The sequence below is a fragment of the Chryseobacterium sp. Marseille-Q3244 genome, assembly GCF_940807095.1.
Lineage (GTDB): Bacteria > Bacteroidota > Bacteroidia > Flavobacteriales > Weeksellaceae > Chryseobacterium.
Genome location: NZ_CALNWX010000026.1, coordinates 25,364 through 49,299 on the forward strand (window position 1 = coordinate 25,364; position 23,936 = coordinate 49,299).

Below are 23,936 nucleotides of genomic sequence, written 5' to 3' on the forward strand. Positions count from 1 at the left end.
CATCAATGCGCGAATAACTTTATTTTCACACAGTAAATCTATGTACCTATGTGGTTATATTTTTTTAAACCACAGAGAGACATAGAATAGTAATATTTAAAAGAATTAAGATCTTAAAAAGGACTAACTATTTATCCTATAATATTATTTAATATAAGAAATTCGTGAATTCGTGTCAAACAAAAAAAGTGCCTCAGAAAAATCTGAGGCGCTTTCGATTAATTAAAGGTATATGATATTTTATTTGTCTAAATGCTTAGGTGTAAATCCATCTTCATTTAATTCTCTGTGTACATATTCTGCCTTCATTTCAGCTTCGTAGTCTACTTTATTGTCTTTACCCATTCTTCTTAGGATAGAGTCAAATAAAGAGTATACTACCGGTACAATGATCAAGGTAAGGAATAGAGACGATGTCAAACCACCGATTACTACCCATGCAAGACCTTTGTTCATCTCTGCTCCAGCTCCTGTTGCCAATGCGATCGGTAACATACCGAAGATCATCGCAATCGTTGTCATTAGGATCGGACGAAGACGGGCGTGGTTAGCCTGAATCAATGCATCGTGAGTGGTTGCTCCGGCTGCTTTTCTCGCATTCGTAAAGTCAACAATCATAATTGCATTCTTCGCTACAAGACCAATCAACATAATCATCCCCAGCATCGTAAAGATGTTCAATGAGTTAGCGGTTAAGGCAAGGATTACCATTACCCCGATCATCGCCAACGGAATAGAGAACAATACCACGAAAGGATATACGAAACTGTCATATAAGGATACCATTACCAGGTATACCAATACGATAGCTGCTAATAAAGCAATTCCTAACGTACCGAAACCTTCCTGTTGGTTTTCCATATCACCACTCCAGATGTAGTCTACACCAATAGGTTTTTTACCGTTCATAAATTTGGCAGCCCATTCGTTAGCTACGTCTCCTACTGGTCTACCTACTGCTTTAGCTCTTACTTTTACAGATGGAGATTTATCTCTACGCTCAAGCAAACTTGGTCCTGAACCCATTTTAACATCAGCAAACTGGCTTAAACGAACCTGTTGTCCCTGAGGATTTGTAAAGATCAGGTTTTTAACATCATCAATAGACTGTCTGTTGAAGTCACCAAAACGGATGTTGATGTCATATTCATATTCTCCGGCTTTAAACTTCCCATCTGTATTTCCGTTGAATGCGGTTTGCATTGTCTGTCCTACACTTGAAAGGTTTAAGCCTAAAGAAGCCATTTTATCTCTGTCAAGTGTTACCTGTACTTCAGGGTTACCAGAGTCCGTAGATAATTCTGCATCTACTGCTCCCGGAACTTTTTTCAACAATTCAAGGATTCTTGTAGCTTCTTTTACAGCCGTTTCATTATCCGGAGCAGTTACTACCATTTCAATCGGAGCATTTTCCGCACCCATGATCCCAATTGGAGCTGTTTTGAATTCCACTCCTGTGAATTTCTCTTCTAATGCTCTTTTTACTTTTGCCGCTTTGATATTGGTACTTTCAGAACGTTCAGACTTATCTGTTAAGTTTACCTGAACCTCAGATTGGTAAGTAGTTGCCTGAGCACCACCAAAACCTGTTGATTGCTGCCCCACCGTTGTAATCAGGTCTACAACATCTTTATCATTTCTTAAGAATTTCTCTACATCCAGGGTTAGCTGGTTGGTTTTTTCAATCGTTGCATCTTTTGAAAGCTCCATTTGCACCAAGAACTGACCACGGTCAATCGGCGGGAAGAATTCTCCTCCAATGAATCCAAAGATTACTAATGAGAATGAACTGATTAAGACAATGAATGTAATCACCACTGTTGAAATTCTTCTCAATGTTGTTTTCAGACACCATTCAAGGATATCTGTAATCCAGTGTGTAAATTTGTCGATTAATCCTTCAAACCAAAGGATAAATTTCTCAAACCAGTTTTTACCTGTTAAGTGCTCCAGTTTACCAAATCTTGATGACAACCAAGGAATAATAGTAAATGATGCTAGTAATGATAATAAGGTCGCAATAACTACCGTGACGCAGAACTGTGCCAGGATGTTCGCTACAAGACCTGAACTCATCGCAATCGGTAAGAATACTACCACAATTACCAAAGTAATCGCTGCTACTGTAAATCCGATTTCTGATGCTCCGTCATAGGCTGCCCTGATCTTGCTTTTACCCATCTCCATGTGACGGTAAATGTTTTCAAGTACCACAATCGCGTCATCCACCAGGATACCTACCACAAGGGAAAGCCCTAGTAAACTCATAAGGTTCAAAGTATATCCCATAAGGTTCATTCCGATGAACGCTGCCACCAATGAAGCCGGGATAGAAACCATTACGATAAATGCGTTTCTGATACTGTGAAGGAACAATAGCATTACGATAGCCACAAGGATAATCGCTAAGAATAAGTCGAAAATAACGTGATTCGCTGATTCCAGGGTAAAGTCTGTAGTATCATTGACTACTTTTACTTTTATTCCCTGAATTTTATATGCTTCTTCTACTGTCTTAATTGTTTTCTGAACACTTTCAGATACAGCTACCGCATTCGCATCAGACTGCTTTTTCACCTGCATTAAGATAGTCGGAAACTGATTGAATCTTGCTACTTTCTCAACATCTTTCTGAGAGTCAAAAACGGTTGCAACATCAGATAAACGTACTTGCGCTCCGTTTTTGTTAGAAACCACAAGATTGTTCATTTCCTCCGTAGACTTATATTTTCCGGATAGTCTGATTGTAGATTTTGTAGTTCTTGTTTTCAAACTTCCTGTAGGGAAATCAAGGTTTGATGAAAGAATCGCCTGTTGTACATCTCCTATTGAAAGGCCATACCCCTGCAATTTTTTCTCATCAAGATTCACCTGAATTTCTCTTTCCTGTCCCCCAACAAGATCAACCTGTGCTACTCCATTTACACGGGAGAAAATCGGTTCGATCTTTTTATCCAATAAGTCATAAAGATCCTTGCTGTTCAGTTTATCTGATGAAATACTCATTGTGATAATAGGTAAATCATCCAAAGAGAATTTATTCAGTGATGGTGCTTTTACGTCTTTAGGGAAATCAGCCAAAATAGCATTTACCTTACGCTGTGCATCATTCAAGGCAAAGTCAACATCTGCTCCATTGTTCAGCTGAACCATGATAACGGATAAACTTTCGTATGAAGAAGATTCTACTTTTTTTACGTTTTCCAAAGAACCTACGGCATCCTCAATCTTCCGGGTGACGGAGGTCTCCACCTCTGCTGGCGAAGCTCCCGGATACACCGTGGAAATGGTTACCATGTTGGTTTCAAATTTCGGAATCAATTCGTATCCCATGAGTGTATAACTCAGGATACCTCCCAGCGTCAGAATTGTAAATAATACAATTACCAACGAGGGTCTTTTAATCGATATTTCTGCTAACTTCATAAACCGATTACTTTATAATGTTTACTTTAGATCCGTTATCTAGGTTGATCTGTCCGCTGGTTACCACCTGCTCACCACCGTTTAGTCCGCTTAACACCTGTACTTTATCTCCGTAAATTTTACCAACAGTTACTTTAATCAATTTAGCTACACCCTTTTCAACTACGAATAATTGTCCTGAGCTTACTCCATTTACAAACGCTTCCGCAGGAACAGTCAGCATATTCTGAGTTTCTGCCCCATGGTTTGTTTTAAAGGTAGCTGTTGCATACATACCGGCTTTTAGGTTTCCTCTGTTCTGAACTTCAATCTCAACAGGGAAATTCAAAGAAGCATCACTTTTGGGAGCGATAAATGTAATTCTACCTACGAAAGAATCTTCAGGTAATACGTTAACATTAATGGGAACTTCCTGACCTAACTGAATTTTTCCAACCTGACTTTCATCTACTAAAACAGAAAGCTTTAAGCTGTTGATATTAACGATCTCAAACATTGCTGTTCCCGGAGAGACTACAGTTCCAGGCTCAACCATTTTTTTGTTAACTGTACCACTGATTCCCGCACGGATACTTGTATCATTTACTTTAACTCCCTGAGCTTTCACTGCAGCCTGCATATTTTTCAATTGCAGTCTTGAGTTATCAAGCTGTTGTTTCGTAACTCCACCTGTTTTGTATGCATTTTCGTAACGCTGGTTGTCGATGATAGCATTCTGTAAGTTATTCTGAGCCTGGGTAACATCTACTTCGATAGCATCTCTTTTAATAGTTGCTAATACCTGTCCTGCTCCTACTCTTGAACCTTCTTTTACCAACACACTCACAATACGTCCTGAAATTTCAGAAGCCTGATTCATTTCCTGCTTAGGTAAAAATGTCCCGTTCGCAGAATAGTCTGTATCGATATTTTCTCTTGCTACCGTTACAATATTAACGTTGATTTTATCTACCTGCTTGGCAACCTCTTTTACTTCCTGAGTCTGCTTTTCTTTGTTACCAGCAATCTTGTAAGCTGCCAGCCCTACGAGTACAGCTGCTACGATGATATATATTAAAGTTTTTTTCATTGTTTATTATAAGTTTTGTAATGTGTTTAACTCTCCTTTTGCTTTAATTACCTTGATCTCAGCTTGCTTATAATCCAGCAATGCATTAGCATAGTTTTGTTTTGCCTGCGTAAGAGAATTCTCAGTATCTAGTACTTCAGTAAGTGTTGCTAAACCGTACTGGTAGTTAGACTGGGTATTTTTTTGTACTTTTTCTGCAAGATCCACATTATCTTTCGTGCTTTGAATATTGATAATGGCGTTTTCCATATTAGAAATAGCATTTTTATAATCTAAACTCAGGTTCAGCTTTTTGTTTTGAATATCCTGATCCAGATCTTGGATATCAATTTCCGACTGCTGGATTTGAGCCTTGGTAGCTCCTCCCATAAAGATAGGAATCTTAATGGCTAAACCAATTGAAGCGTAATCCCCCCAGTTTGTTCCCTGGCTTGATCCTGTAGTATAAGGAAATTTATTTCCCAGTCCTTGCCATCCATAGTTAGCCGTAAGTCCCACTGTAGGATATAAGTTGGCTATGGTTGCTTTTTTGTTGAATTGTAAAAGTTCTTTTTGTTTATTTAAAACTTTTAATTCTGAACGGGTTTCCAGATTCACATTGGTTGCCAATAGCTCAGGATTAGGGATAATTTCTTTTTCCTCAAGTTCAATAGAGCTTTCAATAGGAACTCCCATATAAAACTTCAATGAATTTTTTGAAACCTCTACCGCATTAATCAATTGTTGCTTATTAGAACCTATATTGGTAAGCTGAACATTCGTTCTATCAAGATCAATTGGCTTAGCTAATCCGTTATCTACCAAACTTTTGATTACATTTCTTACTCGCTCTGTATTAGCATAGCTTTCTTGTATCGTTTTCAGATTTTCCTCCTGAACAAATACCTGATAATATGCTGTAGCAACATTTTCAATGATCTGTTCATTCGTCAGCTCAGAGTTCAAAAGGTAAAACTCACGTGTTGATTTAGCAGCTTTAAGACCGATAAAAACTCTTTGATCAAAAATATTTTGATTAAGAGTAACCACATTCACAGATTGCCATTTGGTTCCGAAAGCAACGGGAATAAGCTCTCCTGGTTTACCTACAATCTCTCCCGGAAGAACCGTTTTTTGTAAAATAGGATTGTACGTGTTATTGATCGTCGCACTTATCTGAGGTAAGGCCCCAGCTCTGGCCTCATCAATCTTATATTCGGCTTTTTTAACCTGTAAGGCTGCTTTTTTAGCTTCTGCCTTATTCTGGAGTGCCTGTTTTATTGCTTCTTGCAGAGAAACCTGCTGCTGGGCAGACACTGATGAAAAACCGAAAATCATAAATGCTGCAGCTATCCCAATCTTTAGCTTTATAGCAGTTATACGTTTTCTTTTCATAATTTTTATACTTCGTTTATTTTTTTAATTTTTATCCTTGTTTTATTTCTAACTGACGAATCATTTTAAGAAATACTTTAGATTTTTTTAATTTTTAAATAACATATTCAGAATGATCTCTTTTCTCACGGAAATAATCTTATCATATTCCTCATCACTAATCAATAAATTCTCCATAAATAAGGGTCTTACGGCACTTGGAAATACCAATAGTGAAACCATATTCAGAATAAACTGAACAGGGGCCATTTTCTCAATATTCCCTAATTCCATTTCTTTTTCAATATTACTGTACATTTTTTCCAGGATATCTTCCTCTATTTCTCGGTGATGGCAGGTTCCTTTATTGATCTGTGAAACGATGTAAGTTTCCAGGTATGGATATTGAAGGCTCGTAGAAAGGCTGCTTTCTATAAACTTACTGATCTTCTCCTTAAATGGAAGATCCGAATTCTGAATGATCTTTGATTTTTCCTCCTCTACTTTCTGAGCTTCATCAAAGATGATCTGAATCAGTTTGTCTCTTGATCGGAAATAATAATTTATAAGGGTTCTATTCACTCCTGCTTCATCGGCAATCTCCTGCGTAGTAGCATCAAATTTTCCTTTCACAAAGAATAATTTCTTCGCTGTCTCCTTGATCAATTCCTGTGTTTGGTCTTTTTTTGCTTGATTTGACATTTTTGTTAAACAAATTTGTGCAAATGTATATCGAATTTTGTTTTTGACAAAATTGTTAAACAAAAAAATTAAACTAAATTGTTATGATATGCATCATGTTTTTGAAACAAAGGTTTGGTTTTTAAGATTGCATAGTATTGTAGTGAATACTATAGAAGTTCCACTCTAAAAGAGTTTTAGAAATAGGTATCAACAAAAAAGAGCAGAAAATTCTGCTCTTTTTAATTTTATAGTAATTTGATTTTGTCGTCTAAAATATCGATAATCTTATCTTTATAAAGTCCTCCGATTGCTTTTTTAAAATTCTTTTTACTCATCTGAAGCTCATCCTTGATCTCTTCAGGAGAAGATTTATCTGAAACATACAGAAGTCCATAATTTTCTTCTAATTTGTCCAAAATCTTTTGTTTGAATTCATCAATGTTTTCAAATCCTTCCGGCTGCAGGGAAATATCAATTTTCCCGTCTTCACGAATAACCTTGATAAATCCTTTCTCCTCTGACAACGGATATAGTTTTTTGAAAACATCAGAAGCATATATCAAACCAATATACTGTTTATTAATGATGACATTCCATCCCAGTTCACTTTCATTCATCATAATAAGGTCTACTTTATCTCCTTTTTTGAACGGAAGATCCTGATATTGAGGATTTCTTTTGAACTTTGTTGTTCCGGTAATCAGCTTCATATCCTCATCTACGTAAAGATAAACAAGGTATCTTTTGCCTTCAATAATCTTAGTTTTCTGCTGTTTGTAAGGAATAAATAGGTCTTTAATAATTCCCCAATCCATAAAAGCACCACTTGGAAGACTTTGTACACAGCTCATTACTGCAAATTCCCCTACTTCTGCCAACGGAATTTCAGTGGTAGCCTTCAATTTATCATCATCCTGATATACAAAAACTTCTACATACTCTCCTACTTCCTGCTCTTCACGAATGAAGATTTTAGGAAGAAAAGCTTTTTCACCGGATTCTTCATCTATTAAGATCCATCCTGAATTGAGTTTTTCTGAAATTTGTAAAGTCTGAGTTTTTCCGAGTTGCATTGATGATAAAATTAGCTGACAAAGGTACGGAAATTTGAAGATTATAACCTAGTGAATACTTTTAAGAATCATTTTATCTTTCAGACAGCCTTCAAAACCCTTATATTTAAATAAAAAATCTAAAATTATGAAAAAGTATTTTGCTGTGGCTTTTCTTCTTTCTATCATAACCGCTCATGCACAAGTTCTGGATAGAACAGCGGTTAACCTAGCCTACCGCTATTCCGGAAGAAATGTTTTACAAGCCGGACTTGAATTCAGACTTGGAGATTCTAATCATCAATCTATAGTTTTGGGTCCCTCCATACTTTATACACGCATCAATCAAACTGATAAATTTATTCCGGAAGCCAACATTTATTACATCAATAATGGCTTGCTATATGGGACTTCGATAAACCAATATGCATTGGAACCAAGAATTGGCATCTCCCTGTTCAATGCCTTCTTTATTAATACCGGATATGCTTTTCCTATACACAAAGAAAAATATTTTAAAGGAATCACCTTTGGAATACAATTCAATATTGCTCCCAGCCATTCAAAATTTTATGATAAAATGAAGATTATGTAGAGCAACCTACTTACTAAATTCCGGATAATGTTTAACCATTATTTGAATTATAAAGAATACTCTAAAGGGGGCATACCATTTTTTCTAAAAAAAGAGGAACAGTTTATACTGCTCCTCTTCTCTTATTATTTTTTCAAAATTACCTTTCCACTTTTTACTTCTCCATTGTTCAATATAATTTTATAAATATAAACTCCAGGAAGGTAGCTATGAGGAACTTGCCAGCTGTTTACAAAATTATCACCTTCAATGGTGGTTGTCATAATTTTCTCTGCTTTCATTCCGTTTAGACCTACTATATAGATCTGAGCATTCTCCTTATTGTAATTTTTAAAATTAAATACTACTTCGCCCTTATTTTCCGTTACCAAAATTTTCTTTTCAGATTCATTTACAGCCATCTTTAAATTTCGGGCCTGAAGAGCCTGCTTAAGAAGGACACCATTAGTATAAGAATATTTCAGGGTATTTGAAGCTTTCCACACCCCATCTGATATTACATAGCGGGTGAAATAATATTCATCATGAGTAATAGGATATCTGCTTGCCTGTTCCTCAATTGTACTATTCTGGGTATGGATCAATGTAGGCAAAGCTCCTATTGATTCCTCCTTATATATATCTACCACCCAATAGTATTGATAATTGCCGTCTCCTCCAGTGGGAATCGTTCCAAGAATATTCTCAACATTTCCGGGATCAAACTGAATGGTATTATTTTCAATAGCCGGGAAATGAGAAATAGCAAAGCTGATGGCATTACTATAAGAATCTCCTAAATTTGGTGTATTGCACTTCACTCTGAACTCGGTACCGTCATATACCGGAATATTAATATCATAATATCTGCCATTAGCTCCGGCAATATCTTCCCAAGCAGTGTTTTGTTCTTTTTTCTGCCATTGATAAGTCAGTGGTTTTTCAGTAGTATAAAATGTATCACCAGTTGTTAACCTTCCTTCCATAGGAATTTGTCCCGGTAAGAGTTTATCTCCCTCGTAAAATACATCTAACATCGGATTCTTAGTTCTAATGATCGTATTGTTATGAATACCCGGTAAAACTTCAATTTCGTTACTTACACTATCCGGAAGTCCTGGTGATGAAATAAGTCTGCGATAATATTTCGGAATTGCCGTAGAAGGAATAGATAACATAAAATCATCTCCCGATGGAACTGTAATATTGTTCCATGTCGAATTGGATTTCTCCTGCCATTTATAGGTCATTAAAGCAGTTCCATCACCTCCAGCTCCTTTTTGCCCTTTAATATAAAGTGAGCTGGTAACGCCATCCATTCTTAATTCAAGAAGATTGTTCCCTACATTCACTTTCACTTCAACTTCATTGCTGAAATAAGTCCCAAACTGATCTGTTTCTACAGCCCTTCTCATGAAATAACGGGTCTGGTTCATAGCGGCCGTTGGTGTATAGTGTTGTGCATTCACATTTATTTTCTGCCAGCTGCTGGCAAATTTTGGATTAGCAGATACTTCTCTTTTCTGCCAATAGTATTTAACATTTCCTCCGGATGGCATTACGCTAGGTGCAGACCCAGTAATAGTGGGACCACTTTCCATATAATTGGCATTACCACTTATACTAATTGTATTGTTTAACACGGTAGGATCGGAAAAAGTTGTAGTAAACTTATTAGAATAAGCAAGGACCCCATCTGACGAAGAAAATAATCTTAAGTATAAATTACCTGAGTTAAAAGATTTAATCAGCATTGATGCATTCTGTACTACTGTGTAGAATTCATAATCCTGCTTTTCCCCAGCTGAAACCGGAAATCCTGGCCCTGAATGGACATGAATCTGCAGTGGAGAACCTGTTGCCATATCAGCAACAAAATATACAGAGGACGCAATTTTAGTAAATGAAGGGGTTTGCTTCAATACAGAATACGATACCTTTATGGTGACCGGTGCATTTTTGTAAAGGGTTACATTAGAAGTCTGCTGCTGCCCGTAGACTTCAATTTTTTTAAGGGTTATCACATCCTGTAGCTGTGCATTTACAAAACTGCATGCCATGAGTGAGAGTACAAAGCTCAATACCCATAAAGATCTTCTCATAAAATAGAATTTTAGGTTATTAAATATTAAGCAATAAATTTATTTATATTTTTTCTAAATAAAAATAAATAAACACTCTTATTATTATGAGATAAATCACAAAAAAGAGAAGCAACCGCTTCTCTTACTTCTTATAAACTGGAGATATAATCCCTGAGCTCTCTTTTACTGTTTTCAAAATCAAAGGCTTCATACACCATGAAATATTTATTCTTATCTACACAACTCAAATACATTGATTTTGCCACTATTAATTTATTCTTATCAAAGCTTAATGATTTTACCAGATCTCTTATCTGTGCAGCGGTAAACATAGAGTTTTTCATCTGTTGATTAATCAAGGCAACTTTTCCATCGTCAAATTTTTCGGTTCTCTGCAGCATTTCAAAAAATTGTCGGAAAGTAGCATTATCCATCACATTTCCTGAATTATTCCAATTTCCGGATTGATTTCCGTAAGGGTTGTTCCATAGATCGTTCCAATCATTAAATGCATATTGTCCCTGTATCGGATATGAATCCAGCAGATACAACCCTTCATTGATAAAAAAGTCTAACATCATTCTGTTATTATTTCGAAGCATCAATGAAGTTCTATAGATTAAGAAGCCATTTTCATAAATTGATATTGGCATTTTCCCGAATTGAAGATCAAAAAAACGATATTTGCCGGAACCATTAGCGATCACCTGATCTCCAACCTCTACAGTGAAAAAACCTTGTTCAGGAATTCTCAAAAAAACTTCTGCATAGCCGTAGTTTTTCTGTATATACTTATAGTTTTTGACTCTATCCGGAATGATGGGTCCCCAGGTCTTATAATCAGGTGCTTTATTTTTATCATTCATTCCTTTCGCCTCCTTCATTTCGGCTTTAGAAGCTTCATTTTTTAATAATTCCCCCGCTTTCCCCGCCTCTTGAGCAAAAGAACTCATTCCAATCAAAAGCATTAAGCTGATAAAAATTTTCTTCATATTTAATTTTCAAAAATCAATCTCCATTTCTATGCCAAAAAAGGTTTATTATATCATCAAAACTGAAATTCTTACCCTTGGTTTCTATCTGATATGTAGGAATAAAAAAGATGTTCTACTATTACAATTAATAAAGTGGTTGGAGCAACGTAAAGAGTTTAAATAATATAATGTTTCAAGACGCAAGAGAATCAAAGATTCCCTGCAAACGAGATGTATCCAAATTATCTTTCGTTATTTTATTTTTTTAATTGATCTGCTTAATCAGTAAAACCTGCGAGAACATCTATCTACATTCAATTTTATCTCAGATAAAATCCTTGCACCTTAAAGAAAACTTTGCAGCTTTGCGATTTCCAACACCTATATAAAATTGATATTGCTTCACTTTTGGTTCGCAATGACAAAACATTCCTTAACTATATAATACAAAAAAGAGGAGCAATGGCTCCTCTTTTACTATTTAAATGATTAAATCTTTAATCAGATATTACATATGAATAGGTCTTTTTGCTGTAGCATCCAATGCAGCTTCTTTGATCGCTTCTGCATATGTCGGATGAGCGTGAGAACTTCTTGCGATATCTTCAGCGCTTGCACGGAATTCCATAGCAATTACTCCTTCTGCAATAAGGTCAGCAGCTCTTGCTCCAATGATGTGCATTCCTAAAACTTCATCCGTTTTTTCGTCTGCAATAATTTTCACAAGACCATCAGTATCACCACTTGCACGGCTTCTTCCTAACGCCCTCATTGGGAAAGATCCTACTTTGTAAGCTACCCCTTCCTCTTTCAATTGCTCTTCAGTTTTACCAACTCCTGCAACTTCCGGCCAAGTATAAACAACACCTGGAATTAAGTTATAGTTGATGTGAGGTTTCTGACCTGCTAATATTTCAGCAACAAGAACTCCTTCTTCTTCAGCTTTGTGAGCAAGCATTGCTCCTTTGATAACGTCTCCGATTGCGTAAATGTTGGCAACATTAGTCTGTAGGTGATCGTTTGTTTTTACTCTTCCTCTTTCGTCAAGTTCTACTCCTGCTTTTTCAAGACCAAGACCTTCTGTATAAGGTCTTCTTCCTACAGAAACTAAACAATAATCTCCTTCTACAACTACCTCTTCTCCTTTTTTATCTTTAGCCGTAATTTTTACAGTATCTCCATTTCTTTCAACCGCAGAAACTGCAGTAGAAAGCATAAACTTCATTCCTTGTTTTTTAAGAACCTTAGTTAATTCTTTGCTTAAAGCTCCATCCATTCCAGGGATGATTTTATCCATGAACTCAACTACAGTTACCTGAGCTCCTAATCTTAAGTATACAGATCCTAATTCAAGACCGATAACTCCTCCTCCGATTACTACTAAATGCTTAGGAATCTCTTTAAGATTTAAAGCTTCAGTAGAAGTAATTACTCTTTCTTTATCAAGAGTAATAAAAGGTAAAGAAGATGGTTTAGAACCTGTTGCAATGATGGTATATTTAGATTCAATTGTTTCAGAAGAACCGTCTTTTTTAGTGATTTTGATCTGAGTAGCAGATTCAAAGCTTCCTAATCCTTCAAAAACAGTGATTTTGTTCTTGTCCATCAAAAAGTTGATTCCTTTAGTTGTTTGATCTACCACTTCGTTTTTACGCTCGATCATTCTTGCGATATCCGCTTGAGGCTCGTTGATGATGATTCCGTGGCCTGCAAAATTATGTTTTGCATTTTCGAAATGCTCAGAGCTGTCAAGAAGCGCTTTTGACGGAATACATCCAACGTTAAGACAAGTTCCGCCTAAAGTTGAATATTTTTCAATAATTGCTGTTTTGAAACCTAACTGTGCTGCACGGATCGCAGCTACATAACCTCCAGGACCAGAACCTATTACGGTAACATCGAATTGACTCATGTTATTTTATGAATTTGTTTATTATTATCTATCTTAAGTCTCACAAATTTACATATAAATTACCAAGCACCAAAGTGAGTTTTATCAATTTTGAGATCAAAAAATTTTAAATACCTTAACGCGGTTATCAATCCAGCTGTAGCTTACCTTTTCCGATCGTTCCTGTGCTTTCAAAAAACGAACCTCCATAAACATACCATTCCAGATTCTCAAGATATTCCACTGCGTTTTTAGGGGTTATCTGTGAACGGTCTTTTTTCGAAACAATTCCTTTGTACCATCTTCCTGATTTGGAATAATGCTCATATTCAACAAAATAATGAATCCATATTCTTTGACATAACTTGCACTGTTGAATACTTACTTCCCCATATCTTCCGTTAGTGTGGTCTACCCCTAGTTCGGAACTTCTAAATTCAGTATAATTGTGGTCAGGTTTTTCACAAGCGCATCCTATTTTAGGAATCATTTTCATTCTATTTTTATTTGAAACGCAAAAATACTAAAAACGTATTAATATGAAGTTACGATCAATAGCATACAAAAAATGATGTTTGTTTTTATTCTCAAGAATTTCTATTCGCTAAGTCTAATATTCTGAGGAAATAAAAGCTTCAGGAAAAGTGTTGATTAAAGGGTCATTTGATTTTTAAACGTAAATAGATTTTAATATTAAAAAAGATCATGATTAAGATCATTACCAAAGAGGGAAGAAACTGGCTATAAGGTTTATAATCCGGAAGAAGAGTTCCTATAAATGCTGATAAAAGAGCTCCCATTGCACTTATCATTTTACTAGAATGTTCATATCGCCAAAGATTACCATAGCGGGATGCCGGAATACAATAACGGAATACATCATACGAAACCACCAGCAGCAAATATCCTACCCCTGAATAAATAACCACTGGATTCCAATAAAAGCCAATAAATTTGAGATAATACATAAACACCAAAGCAATAGTTAACGCTCCTAACATAGCCAAAAGGTCTTTCCAATAAAAACGGTTTGTTTTTTCTTTTAAGATTCTGAATCCAGAATAAGTGTTGTAGGCCGCCAAAATTGTAATTAACAGTAGAAAAAGATTTCTTTTAAATACAATAACTCCGAAAGCTCCTGTGGCTACTACCAACATCATACAATAGATAAAAAGATACCCGAGCTTTATATGGGTTGGTGTTCCTTTTGTTTTGAATAGGATTAAAAATCCAACAATCAATGCAATGGTTCCGCTGATAACATGTGTAATGATGTTGCTTACATGAAGAGGTGTGTCCATAGTTTTTTTGATGGCAAAAATCCTATAAAACATCAATATGATCGTCCTAAATGATCGATTAGGACCCTTTTATGATAGATCAGGACTTCTTAAATTCAGATGGAGTCATCCCGGTTTCTTCTTTAAAGATCTTATTAAAAGTAGATTTTGAATTAAAACCTGATTCAAAAGCAATTCCCAGGATTGAATACTTTTCAAACTCAGGATCTCTCAATTTTTTCTTGACCTCTTCTATTCTGTAAGCGTTTACGAATTTGTAAAAATTAGTATGAAGTGCCTGATTGATCGTTTGTGAAAGTTGATGAGTGGATATATTCATTAACGAAGATAATTTTTGCAGGCTCAGCTCCTCATCAAGGTAAGGTTTCTCTGTTTCCATAAACTTTAACAGCTTTTGAGATACAGTATCAGAGCCATTTTTATCCAGAATATTGATTTTCTCTTCTTTGGCAGCAACATTATTCATATCCAGCTTTCCCTGCTGATGAAACACAAGACTTTGTCGTAAACTAAAGAATACAATACAGAACAAATATCCGCTTTGCACCACCGCAACGATCCGGAAGATTTTGTCAAAAGGAATGATATCCGTCCGTGTTCCTAAAGCAATCATACAGAAAACCCCAATAAAAAGGATAATTAATGAAACAATGATATACTTCAGCCAGTTAAGGTTGATCTTTTCAAGAGCAGAATAATATTCAGGAAGCATTTTCTGATATTTTCTTAAGGCCAGAAAACATAAAACAATATAAACCACAGGCACAACAGCCATTGGAAACGTCATCAGATTCAACATCCCATTTTGGTCTTTTTCAATAAAATAAGGAATACTGTTTTTAAACCCTATCTGGCTATAAAACGTTGAAACAACAATAAAAAACAGATTATACCCCATAAAAAATACAGAGTGCTTAATCAAATACCCAAAACGAAATGGGATATTAAAGGTAATCGAAATAACATACAGATAAAGCATTCCCATACTTAGCACAGGAAGAGCAAAACCAAATGGTTGAAGCCTTTCAGAAAGTAAAAACGGAAATAAATAGTATACAAGGTTAGCTGCACCAACCAACAGCCAAACGATAAGGTAATAATCGGAAGAAACATTTTTATTTTTGGAAAATAGTAAAGCAATGCACATGAATGCAACAACGATTCCCGAAAAAGCAATGCTTTCCAATATCATGTTAAATAATTGATTTAAATTACAGGGGCTCGAAAAATTCGAAATAAAAAAGCACCTACGCAAGCTGAATTAGCAGTTAAAATGACCACCTTATTTCAATTATTTATTTAGAAACTGTATATTTTCTTCATACCCTTTTTTCAGATACATTGCCGTAAAAACTAGTGCTTTTTCTTTTGAGGCATTATCAAAATGAAGAATGTTAACATTTTTAGGTTCATAGAAGACATCTCCTTCATGAAGAATAATACTTTCTTCTCCTTCTATCTGAAAAATGGCCTCTCCGGATTTGATAATTCCGATAACCGGACATGGATGTAAATGTTTGGGAGCAGTCTCCCCTCCCGGCATTGTTATTTCCTGAACTTCAGCAGTAGTGACTTTTTGATTCATTGGAGCTTTCAATAATTCTTTTCTGGCAATCCGGCTTTTCTGGGCCATTACCGTTATAGAAAACAGCATGAAAGCAATACATGGAATTGTTTTCTTCATAAGGCTTTGTGCTATTAATTATTTATAAATTAGATCCAATAATACCCTTTCATACTCATCTAAAATAATATTTTTTGAAAATCTGGATTTAATGGAGTTCTTTATAGCATCACGATTATAGTTCTCATGCATTACTTTTATGATTTGCTGCGCAAAATCCTCATAATTTTCAATATTGGCAATTTCTCCATTCACATTATGCTGAATGATCTCATTGATTCCTCCCGGACAATTGTTGGCTAAAGAATAGGTTCCACATGCTCCTGCTTCCAGAAGTACATTGGGAAAACCTTCATACCTTGAAGAAAGAATAAACAGGTCTGCATACTTTAAGAACTGATAAGGATTTTCTTGTCTGCCATGGAAAATAACATTTTTTAGTCCTAAAAATTCCTTCATCTGAAGCAGCACTTCTCTATCCTTTCCATCGCCCAGAATATGAAGCATGATATTTTCATTTTTCAGCCTTGAAAACACTTTTAACAGGTTATCAAATCCTTTTCTGGCCGATAAGTTTCCAATGGCCACTACGTTCTTATAATTGTATTTAAATCCTTCGGGTTTTAAAGAAAACTTTAATTTTTCATCAATAAAATCAAAGTCCACCGGATTATTGATTTTAACGATTTTTTTCTTTTTGATATTAAAATTATCAACCAAATCCTTCATCATATCATCACTTTGCGCAATGATTTTCTGATAGTTATTGTAAAAATGATAAAAGAATTTAATTTCCTTTCTCGTCACATGTTGAGTAACTACATTTGTTTCCCTGGCGATAAATTTTGTTCTTGGAAAAAGCTTGATAAACAACGACAAATAGGCATTTACTTCTCCAAAACCGGAAAATACGATATCTGGTCTTCTTCTGTAAATTTCTCCCAAAATAGGTTTTAAAGAATGTCTGATCCTTTCAGTATTAATGTCAATAATTTCAACATCTTTTTTCAAAAAATCAAGATATCCGCCCTGTTTACGCAATAGCAAAATCTTAGGCTCAAAACGATCCCTGGAAAGATGATTTGCTATGGTGGTAACTATCCTTTCTGCGCCTCCGGTTTCTAAGTCCGGCAGAATAAATATGACAGATATTTTTTTCATCAGTTAAAGTTACTAAAAAGTTTAATTACAAGTCAAATATTCCTTTTAGCATTGCTGGTAAAACAATCTCAATTTTTAAATATATATTGGTTGGCATTCGCAAAGACGCGAAGATTATAGAATAGGTGAATGCTATAAGGCGCAAAGATTTTATCTCCGATAAAATTGTATACTGTTAAAATCTACTTTTATCTTTAATTATCATTAATCATCTTATTTGTAAAATCTATGTGCCTATTCGGTTTAAAAAATTTCGAACCATATAGGCACATAGAATATTATAATGTATATATAAACTTTCAAAAAAATGAGTTAGAATGTAAAAAGAAATTCTTGCATCAGTGGCAAGAAAATCCACAATTTCATCATCCTAAAAATAGTTTTCAAAGAACCATCCAGTACCCGGAATTGAATCCAGTTTAGATCTAACTTCAGGATGTTCTGAGACCCATTTCTCTAATTCAGCATTATTTTTTATACTATCATGTACAGGAATGTTGATATAAAGAGCATTGCTATGAATATTATTCTTTAAATATAATACCAGAAATCTTTTATCTACATTTTGTGGTCCCTTAGAAAAAGGCATCTCTCCATCACATCGTCCTTTATACTCTTTATTATCTACCTTAAATAGGTAAAGGTAATTATAACCAGTACCTCTTCCATAGGGTTTAATTTCATGAATTGTACCAATAGCATATTCTCCGGTTTTCTGATAGTTATTCTTGAAATCCTGCCTAAAAAAGTAGTCGTAAGTAATGATACCTATTATGACAAAAAATAAAATGACAAGGTAGTTTTTCTTTAAAAATTGCATTCAGTATAATTGCATTCGTTTTTACTAAACTACAACAAAAAAGCTCTTCAATTGAAGAGCTTTTACTATTTTTTCATATTTCATTCCTTAGTTGGCAACGTCACTGATAAACTTAATTCTCAGCATTCTTACCTCTTCATCAGACAGTTCGTCTCCAAATTCGTCCAGCAAAATTTTCATGCTGTCACTTTCAGATTCGTTCATGAATTCCATGAAGCCGTCCACAATATCTTCGTCAAAATTATCTTCAATATAATAATCGATGTTTAATTTGGTCCCCTGATAAACGATTCTTTCCATTTCTTTCAGAAGTTCATCCATAGAAAGGTTCTTTGCTCTTGCAATATCTTCCAGATCTATTTTTTTATCAGTACTTTGGATAATGAAAACTTTGTGGCTTGATTTATTGGCCACCTGCTTCAATACCATGTCCTGGGTACGTTCTATATTATTGTCCTCAACATAAGTTTTAATATAATCGGCGAATTCTTTACCATATTTCTTGGCTTTTCCTTCTCCTACTCCATAAATTTTGTTGATTTCATCTACCGTTATCGGATATTGAACCGTCATATCCTCTAAACTTGGGTCCATAAATACGGTATATGGAGGAATTCCATGCTTTTTGGCTACTTTCTTTCTCAGTTCCTTTAATAAGGTAAACAGTTTTTGATCTAGACCACCTCCGGCTTGCTGCTGTAACTGATCACTATCTGCCTTGGCTTGTGTAAGATCAAATTCCCTGTCTTCAGCAATTAAGAAAACATCTTTGGATTTACCCGCCAATACATTCCTTCCTTTTTCTGCAATCTTTAAAACACCATACGTTTCAATATCTTTCTGTAAGAAATTCTGAACGGTTGCCTGTCTCAGTATGGTTTTCCAATAGTTATCTTTTTCTTCTTTTCCAAAACCGAAATGAGGATTCTGTTCCAGCTTATAAGACTTAGTAACCGCAGTTTCCTTCCCTACAATAACAGAAATAAGATCTTTTGCCTTGAATTTTTCTCCAGTATCATTAATCAGTTCGAGTGTCTTCGTTAAATCAGAAGTAGCATCTTTTAATTTTGGAGGATTGAATGAATTATCACACATTTGAGCGCCATCACCTTTTACCGGATCAAAGATTTCCCCAAAATAATAAAGAATATATTGTCTTCGGCTCATGGATGTTTCAGCATAACCTACCACTTCATTCAACAGCTGTAAACCGATTTCTCTTTCGGATACAGGTTTTTGGGCCAGAAATTTTTCTAGTTTTTCGATATCTTTAGGATCATAGAATGCGAGACAATGACCTTCTCCGCCATCTCTTCCTGCTCTCCCAGTTTCCTGATAATAACTTTCCAGCGATTTTGGAAAGTCATAGTGAATTACAAAACGTACATCCGGTTTGTCGATTCCCATTCCAAAAGCAATGGTAGCTACAATTACGTCTACTTCTTCCATCAGGAATTTATCCTGATTGGCTACTCTCACTTTTTGATCAAGACCTGCATGATAAGGAAGGGCATTAATTCCATTGACCTGCAAAAGCTGAGCGAATTCTTCCACCTTTCTTCTGCTCAGACAATAGACAATCCCTGATTTTCCTTTATGCTGATTGATAAATTTAACGATCTCCTTATCTATATTAATTTTAGGACATACCTCATAATATAAATTCGGACGGTTGAAACTTTCTTTGAAGACCAAAGCATTGGTCATCCCCAGTGTTTTCTGAATATCATCCTGCACCTTGGGCGTAGCTGTTGCCGTAAGGGCGATCACCGGTACATTGGCAATCTTATCAATAATCTGTTTAAGGTTCCTGTATTCCGGTCTGAAATCATGTCCCCACTCTGAAATACAGTGAGCCTCATCAATCGCAAAGAAAGAAATCTTAACTTCTTTTAAAAAGTCCAGATAATCATCTTTTATCAATGATTCAGGAGCTACATACAAAAGCTTGGTCTTCCCGCTTTTAATATCGTCAAAAACCTGTTTTGTCTGTGTCTTGTTTAATGATGAATTTAATACATGCGCTACCCCATCATCAGATGATAGCCCGTTTACGGCATCTACCTGATTCTTCATTAACGCTATTAAAGGTGAAACAACAATTGCTGTTCCCTCCGAAATAAGTGCCGGAAGCTGATAACATAATGATTTACCACCACCTGTAGGCATCAAAACAAATATATCCTTCCCATTCAATAGATTTTCTATGATTTGTTCCTGTTGTCCCTTAAATGTAGAAAACCCAAAATACTTTTTCAATTCGCCTGATAAATTGGCTTTTTTTGCGCTCATCTAATTTTCAATTGCTAAATTTGCATCTAACCCAAAGTTATAAAAATTCTGCTTAAAATAAAAGCGAACGAATTTATAAAAAATAAAATTTATATTAAATATTGTTTTTAAAATATAACGTTTTTAGAAAACTTTTTTGTATACCTTATCGTCATAAAATGGATAGAACCAACATTATATCAATTGCTAAAAGCACTTTAGAAATTGAAATTTCAGAATTAGAAAAGTTAAAAAACAGAATTGACGACCAATTTGCACAGGCAGTAGAAATTATTCACTCTGCCAAAGGAAAACTAATTGTAGTAGGAATCGGAAAATCAGCCCATGTAGGCAATAAAATTGTTGCTACTCTGAACTCTACGGGAACTCCATCACAATTTTTGCATGCTTCGGAAGCGATTCATGGTGACCTTGGAGTGATCCAGAAACAGGATGTGGTACTTTGTATCTCCAATTCCGGAAATTCTCCTGAAATAGCAAATCTGGTTCCTTATTTGAGGGATTATTCTTCAGCATTGATCGGAATGACCGGAAACAAAAGCAGTAAACTTGCTGAAGTTTCAGAAATTATTCTGGATACACATGTTGATGTAGAAGCGTGTCCTAATAAACTCGCTCCTACAAGTTCTACTACAATTCAAATGGCATTAGGAGATGCGCTTGCTGTCGCTTTAATGGAATTGAATGATTTCAAAGCGAATGATTTTGCGAAGTTCCATCCTGGAGGAAGCCTGGGTAAAAATCTGACTTCAAAGGTTGAACAGTTTCTTTCTTCACAGAAGCCTCAGGTTTCAGAAGAAGCTACCATTAGAGATGTTATTATTTCCATCAGTGCATCAAGTCATGGAATTACGGTTGTTACTAATGAAGATCAGATTATTGGAGTGATTACCGACGGGGATTTGAGAAGAATGCTGATGAAAGGAGAAGAGATCACTAAAGTTTTGGCGAAAGACATTATGTCTTCCAATCCAAGAACTATTGAAAAGGATGCCCTTGCGAAAGAAGCCATGAAAATTTTAAAAGGGAATAACATCGGTCAGTTGGTAGTCACCGAAAACGGAAAGTATTTCGGGATTATTGATCTGCATACATTGCTTGATGAAGGAATCAATTAATCATCGATTGTTAAGATGAACCATTTTCTAAAAGAACATATTCAGGAAATTGTTACCCTCGCGGATGATGAATTTGAGATGATTCAAGGCTTTTTTGTAGAAAAAAGATTCAGGAAAAGACAGTTTTTGATACAGGAACACCAGCCTGTACATGAAATTTTTCTAATAGAAAAAGGTATTCTTAAAAGCAGTTTCATAGATCATACAGGAAAAGAACATATTCTTCAGTTTGCAGCGGCCAACTGGTGGATTTCTGATTTCGCAGGCTTTTTTAAGCAGGAAACCTCATCATTGGCTGTTGATTGCATTGAAGATGCTGAAGTACATGCCCTATCATTTGAAGATTTAAATATCCTTTGTTCAAAAGTTCCTGTGATGGAACATTTTTTCAGGGTAAAATCTAATTTCGGCTACGTTGCCTTACAACAGAGGATTCTTTCGTTAATGAGTAAATCTGCCAAAGAGCGTTATGAAGATTTTATAAAACAATATCCAGGTTTTATAGATCATATTCCGAAACAGCTTATTGCAAGCTATCTGGGAGTTTCAAGAGAAACATTAAGCCGGTTATATTTATAAAGATGTGATATGTGTCACATCTTTTTTTTGAGGTATATCCTTATCATTGTGTTGTAAAAATCCAATCTTTGTTCTATAATTTTAAACAACAATACCAATGAAAAAGAAAGCATTAATCGTAGTGACAAGTGTGGAAAAATATCCTAATATGGAAAGAGCAACAGGCTTATGGCTGGGCGAAGCAGTTCATTTTTATGAAAAACTGGAAGAACAAGGCTATGAAATTGATTTTGTAAGTCCGAAAGGAGGGTATACTCCACTCGATCCTATTTCCCTCCAAATGTTTGTACAGCCTGTAGACTGGAAATATTACGCTGATGATACATTTAGAAACAAATTAGGAAACACTTTAAGACCAGGTGATATCAACTCTAAAGATTATAGTGTTATTTATTATGCAGGTGGACATGGAGTAATTTGGGACTTTCCTGACAATACAGAATTACAGGAAATAGCCCGTAATATATATGAAAACGGAGGAATTGTATCGTCCGTATGTCATGGAGCTGTAGCTCTTTTTAATATTACCCTTTCCAATGGAGAACTTCTGATTAAAGGAAAAACGGTAACCGGCTTTTCAAATTCAGAAGAAATTGCAGCAGAACTGGCAGATCATATGCCCTATCTTACAGAAGATGTATTGAAAAGCAAAGGCACTCATTATGTAAAAGCAGACCAGGATTTTGTTCCTTTTGCCGTAGCAGATGGAAATCTGGTAACAGGGCAAAATCCACAATCCGGAGCTGCTGTAGCAGAAAAAGTATTGGAGATTCTGGAAAAATAACCTTAACCGGATAGAGCACGGCAGACCTCTTGAAATAATTGTTTTAAGGGGTCTGTTTTTACATTCGAACCTATCTTTATAAATAGGTCAACAATCTGTAACATCAACCTTAACAAATTCATGACTAATAAATTCTAAATACTGATTATTATTTCATAATTTCGCAGACTTAAACTGCTTGCCTTTACGGTTGGTATTTTGACAGATTCTATTTATATGGACAACAAAAAAGACATGTCCTTTCTGGGGCATATTGGAGAATTAAGAGGACACTTGGTCCGTTCAATTATTGCTATCATCGTTGCAGCCTTTGTGGTTGGTTTTAATATCAACTGGATTATGGACCATATCTTTTTTGGACCTACCAGAAATGATTTCCCGACTTTCAAAATTGTCAATCACTTTTCAAGGATGATTTTGGGAGAAGATAGCATTCATCTTCCGAAAGATTTTCCGGTGCGTGTACAAAGACTGTATCAGCAGTTTAATGTGATGATGGCCGTTTCTGTTTTTGGTGGAATGGTAGCTGCATTTCCTTATATCGTTTGGGAATTATGGCGTTTCATCAGCCCGGCATTACATCCAAGAGAGAAAAAGAATTCAATATACATTATTAATGCAGTATGGATGCTTTTTATGACCGGTGTTTTATGCGGATACTTTTTAATTCTTCCTTTCGCGGTTAATTTTGGGGTAATCTTTAAAATTTCGGATATCATTGTGCCTCTTTATGACCTGAGTGATTATACGACATTATTTTTACAGGTTGTTTTAGGAATGGGGGTTATTTTCCTGTTCCCTATTCTGATCTATTTCCTTACCAGTATCGGAATTCTTACTCCTGTATTCATGAAGACTTACCGTCGTCATGCTATTGTATTAATCATGGTAGTTGCAGCCATTATAACTCCAGCGGATGTATTAAGTATGCTGATGGCCGCTTTCCCATTACTTATCTTATATGAATTCAGTATTATGATGTGTACTTTTACTTATAAAAGAGTACAGAAAAGCAATGGAAATCTTCCAGTAGTACAGAAATAATCAGGATATAAAATCCTTAAAAATATTACAATCAGCATCCGGTTTTCAAAATTGAAAACCGGATGTTCTTTTTAACCCTTTTTAAACCCTTCTTCTACATGTATTT

The 23,936-nt window shown here is 35.4% G+C and carries 20 protein-coding genes; 5 read left to right on the forward strand and 15 right to left on the reverse strand.

All coding sequences use genetic code 11. The features are described 5' to 3' along the window. Positions 1-240 precede the first annotated feature (240 nt). The 5 genes from NBX25_RS24045 to NBX25_RS24065 form a co-directional block, all read right to left on the reverse strand. Complete coding sequence (locus tag NBX25_RS24045) at positions 241-3,426, reverse strand: efflux RND transporter permease subunit (protein ID WP_123911219.1); 3,186 nt, start codon at positions 3,424-3,426, stop codon at positions 241-243. Positions 3,427-3,433: 7 nt separating this feature from the next. Further along, a complete protein-coding gene (locus NBX25_RS24050; protein WP_123911218.1) occupies positions 3,434-4,495 on the reverse strand; it encodes an efflux RND transporter periplasmic adaptor subunit in 1,062 nt (353 codons plus the stop codon). A 6-nt stretch (positions 4,496-4,501) separates the two neighbouring features. Next, a complete protein-coding gene (locus NBX25_RS24055) occupies positions 4,502-5,869 on the reverse strand; it encodes a TolC family protein (protein WP_250255758.1) in 1,368 nt (455 codons plus the stop codon). Positions 5,870-5,956: 87 nt separating this feature from the next. Continuing rightward, positions 5,957-6,550 (reverse strand): TetR/AcrR family transcriptional regulator, encoded by a 594-nt coding sequence (locus tag NBX25_RS24060; protein WP_250255759.1) that lies wholly within the window; start codon positions 6,548-6,550, stop codon positions 5,957-5,959. Positions 6,551-6,777: 227 nt separating this feature from the next. Further along, the gene (locus tag NBX25_RS24065) at positions 6,778-7,605 is read right to left on the reverse strand and encodes a CvfB family protein (protein WP_123911216.1); all 828 of its coding nucleotides are present in this window, start codon (positions 7,603-7,605) and stop codon (positions 6,778-6,780) included. Between the two features lie 127 nt (positions 7,606-7,732). On the opposite strand from NBX25_RS24065, the gene NBX25_RS24070 reads away from it, so the two are divergent. Continuing rightward, a complete protein-coding gene (locus NBX25_RS24070) occupies positions 7,733-8,179 on the forward strand; it encodes a hypothetical protein (RefSeq protein ID WP_250255760.1) in 447 nt (148 codons plus the stop codon). Between the two features lie 125 nt (positions 8,180-8,304). On the opposite strand, the gene NBX25_RS24075 is transcribed toward NBX25_RS24070, so the two are convergent. The 10 genes from NBX25_RS24075 to recQ form a co-directional block, all read right to left on the reverse strand. After that, a complete protein-coding gene (locus NBX25_RS24075; protein WP_250255761.1) occupies positions 8,305-10,260 on the reverse strand; it encodes a hypothetical protein in 1,956 nt (651 codons plus the stop codon). A 131-nt stretch (positions 10,261-10,391) separates the two neighbouring features. After that, positions 10,392-11,234 carry a proline and serine-rich protein 1 family protein gene (locus tag NBX25_RS24080; protein ID WP_250255762.1) on the reverse strand — a complete coding sequence of 281 codons (843 nt, stop codon included), beginning with the start codon at positions 11,232-11,234 and terminating at the stop codon, positions 10,392-10,394. Positions 11,235-11,724: 490 nt separating this feature from the next. Next, entirely contained in the window at positions 11,725-13,128 is a 1,404-nt protein-coding gene (gene lpdA, locus NBX25_RS24085; protein ID WP_123911212.1) for a dihydrolipoyl dehydrogenase, read from the reverse strand. Positions 13,129-13,255: 127 nt separating this feature from the next. After that, complete coding sequence (locus NBX25_RS24090; protein WP_250255763.1) at positions 13,256-13,597, reverse strand: hypothetical protein; 342 nt, start codon at positions 13,595-13,597, stop codon at positions 13,256-13,258. Positions 13,598-13,766: 169 nt separating this feature from the next. After that, positions 13,767-14,408, reverse strand: coding sequence for a DUF2306 domain-containing protein (locus NBX25_RS24095; protein WP_250255764.1), 642 nt, complete (start codon positions 14,406-14,408; stop codon positions 13,767-13,769). A gap of 79 nt (positions 14,409-14,487) precedes the next feature. After that, positions 14,488-15,600 (reverse strand): helix-turn-helix domain-containing protein, encoded by a 1,113-nt coding sequence (locus tag NBX25_RS24100; protein ID WP_250255765.1) that lies wholly within the window; start codon positions 15,598-15,600, stop codon positions 14,488-14,490. 99 nt (positions 15,601-15,699) lie between these two features. After that, positions 15,700-16,092 (reverse strand): cupin domain-containing protein, encoded by a 393-nt coding sequence (locus NBX25_RS24105; protein ID WP_250255766.1) that lies wholly within the window; start codon positions 16,090-16,092, stop codon positions 15,700-15,702. 18 nt (positions 16,093-16,110) lie between these two features. Then, positions 16,111-17,193 carry a glycosyltransferase gene (locus tag NBX25_RS24110; protein ID WP_123911207.1) on the reverse strand — a complete coding sequence of 361 codons (1,083 nt, stop codon included), beginning with the start codon at positions 17,191-17,193 and terminating at the stop codon, positions 16,111-16,113. A 370-nt stretch (positions 17,194-17,563) separates the two neighbouring features. Further along, positions 17,564-18,013, reverse strand: a complete 450-nt coding sequence (locus NBX25_RS24115; RefSeq protein WP_250255767.1) for a hypothetical protein — start codon at positions 18,011-18,013, stop codon at positions 17,564-17,566. An 87-nt stretch (positions 18,014-18,100) separates the two neighbouring features. Next, positions 18,101-20,305, reverse strand: a complete 2,205-nt coding sequence (gene recQ, locus NBX25_RS24120) for a DNA helicase RecQ (protein ID WP_123911205.1) — start codon at positions 20,303-20,305, stop codon at positions 18,101-18,103. Between the two features lie 158 nt (positions 20,306-20,463). Between recQ and NBX25_RS24125 the strand changes: the two genes are divergently transcribed. The 4 genes from NBX25_RS24125 to tatC all read left to right on the forward strand — a co-directional run bounded on the left by NBX25_RS24125 (position 20,464) and on the right by tatC (position 23,830). Then, positions 20,464-21,423: a KpsF/GutQ family sugar-phosphate isomerase gene (locus NBX25_RS24125; protein ID WP_250255768.1), complete on the forward strand. Its 960-nt coding sequence runs from the start codon at positions 20,464-20,466 to the stop codon at positions 21,421-21,423. Positions 21,424-21,438: 15 nt separating this feature from the next. Beyond that, positions 21,439-22,002 (forward strand): Crp/Fnr family transcriptional regulator, encoded by a 564-nt coding sequence (locus NBX25_RS24130; protein ID WP_250255769.1) that lies wholly within the window; start codon positions 21,439-21,441, stop codon positions 22,000-22,002. Between the two features lie 97 nt (positions 22,003-22,099). Continuing rightward, on the forward strand, positions 22,100-22,786 hold the full coding sequence (locus tag NBX25_RS24135; protein ID WP_250255770.1) for a type 1 glutamine amidotransferase domain-containing protein: 687 nt from the start codon (positions 22,100-22,102) through the stop codon (positions 22,784-22,786). Between the two features lie 216 nt (positions 22,787-23,002). Beyond that, the gene (tatC, locus tag NBX25_RS24140; protein ID WP_123911201.1) at positions 23,003-23,830 is read left to right on the forward strand and encodes a twin-arginine translocase subunit TatC; all 828 of its coding nucleotides are present in this window, start codon (positions 23,003-23,005) and stop codon (positions 23,828-23,830) included. Positions 23,831-23,936 lie beyond the last annotated feature (106 nt).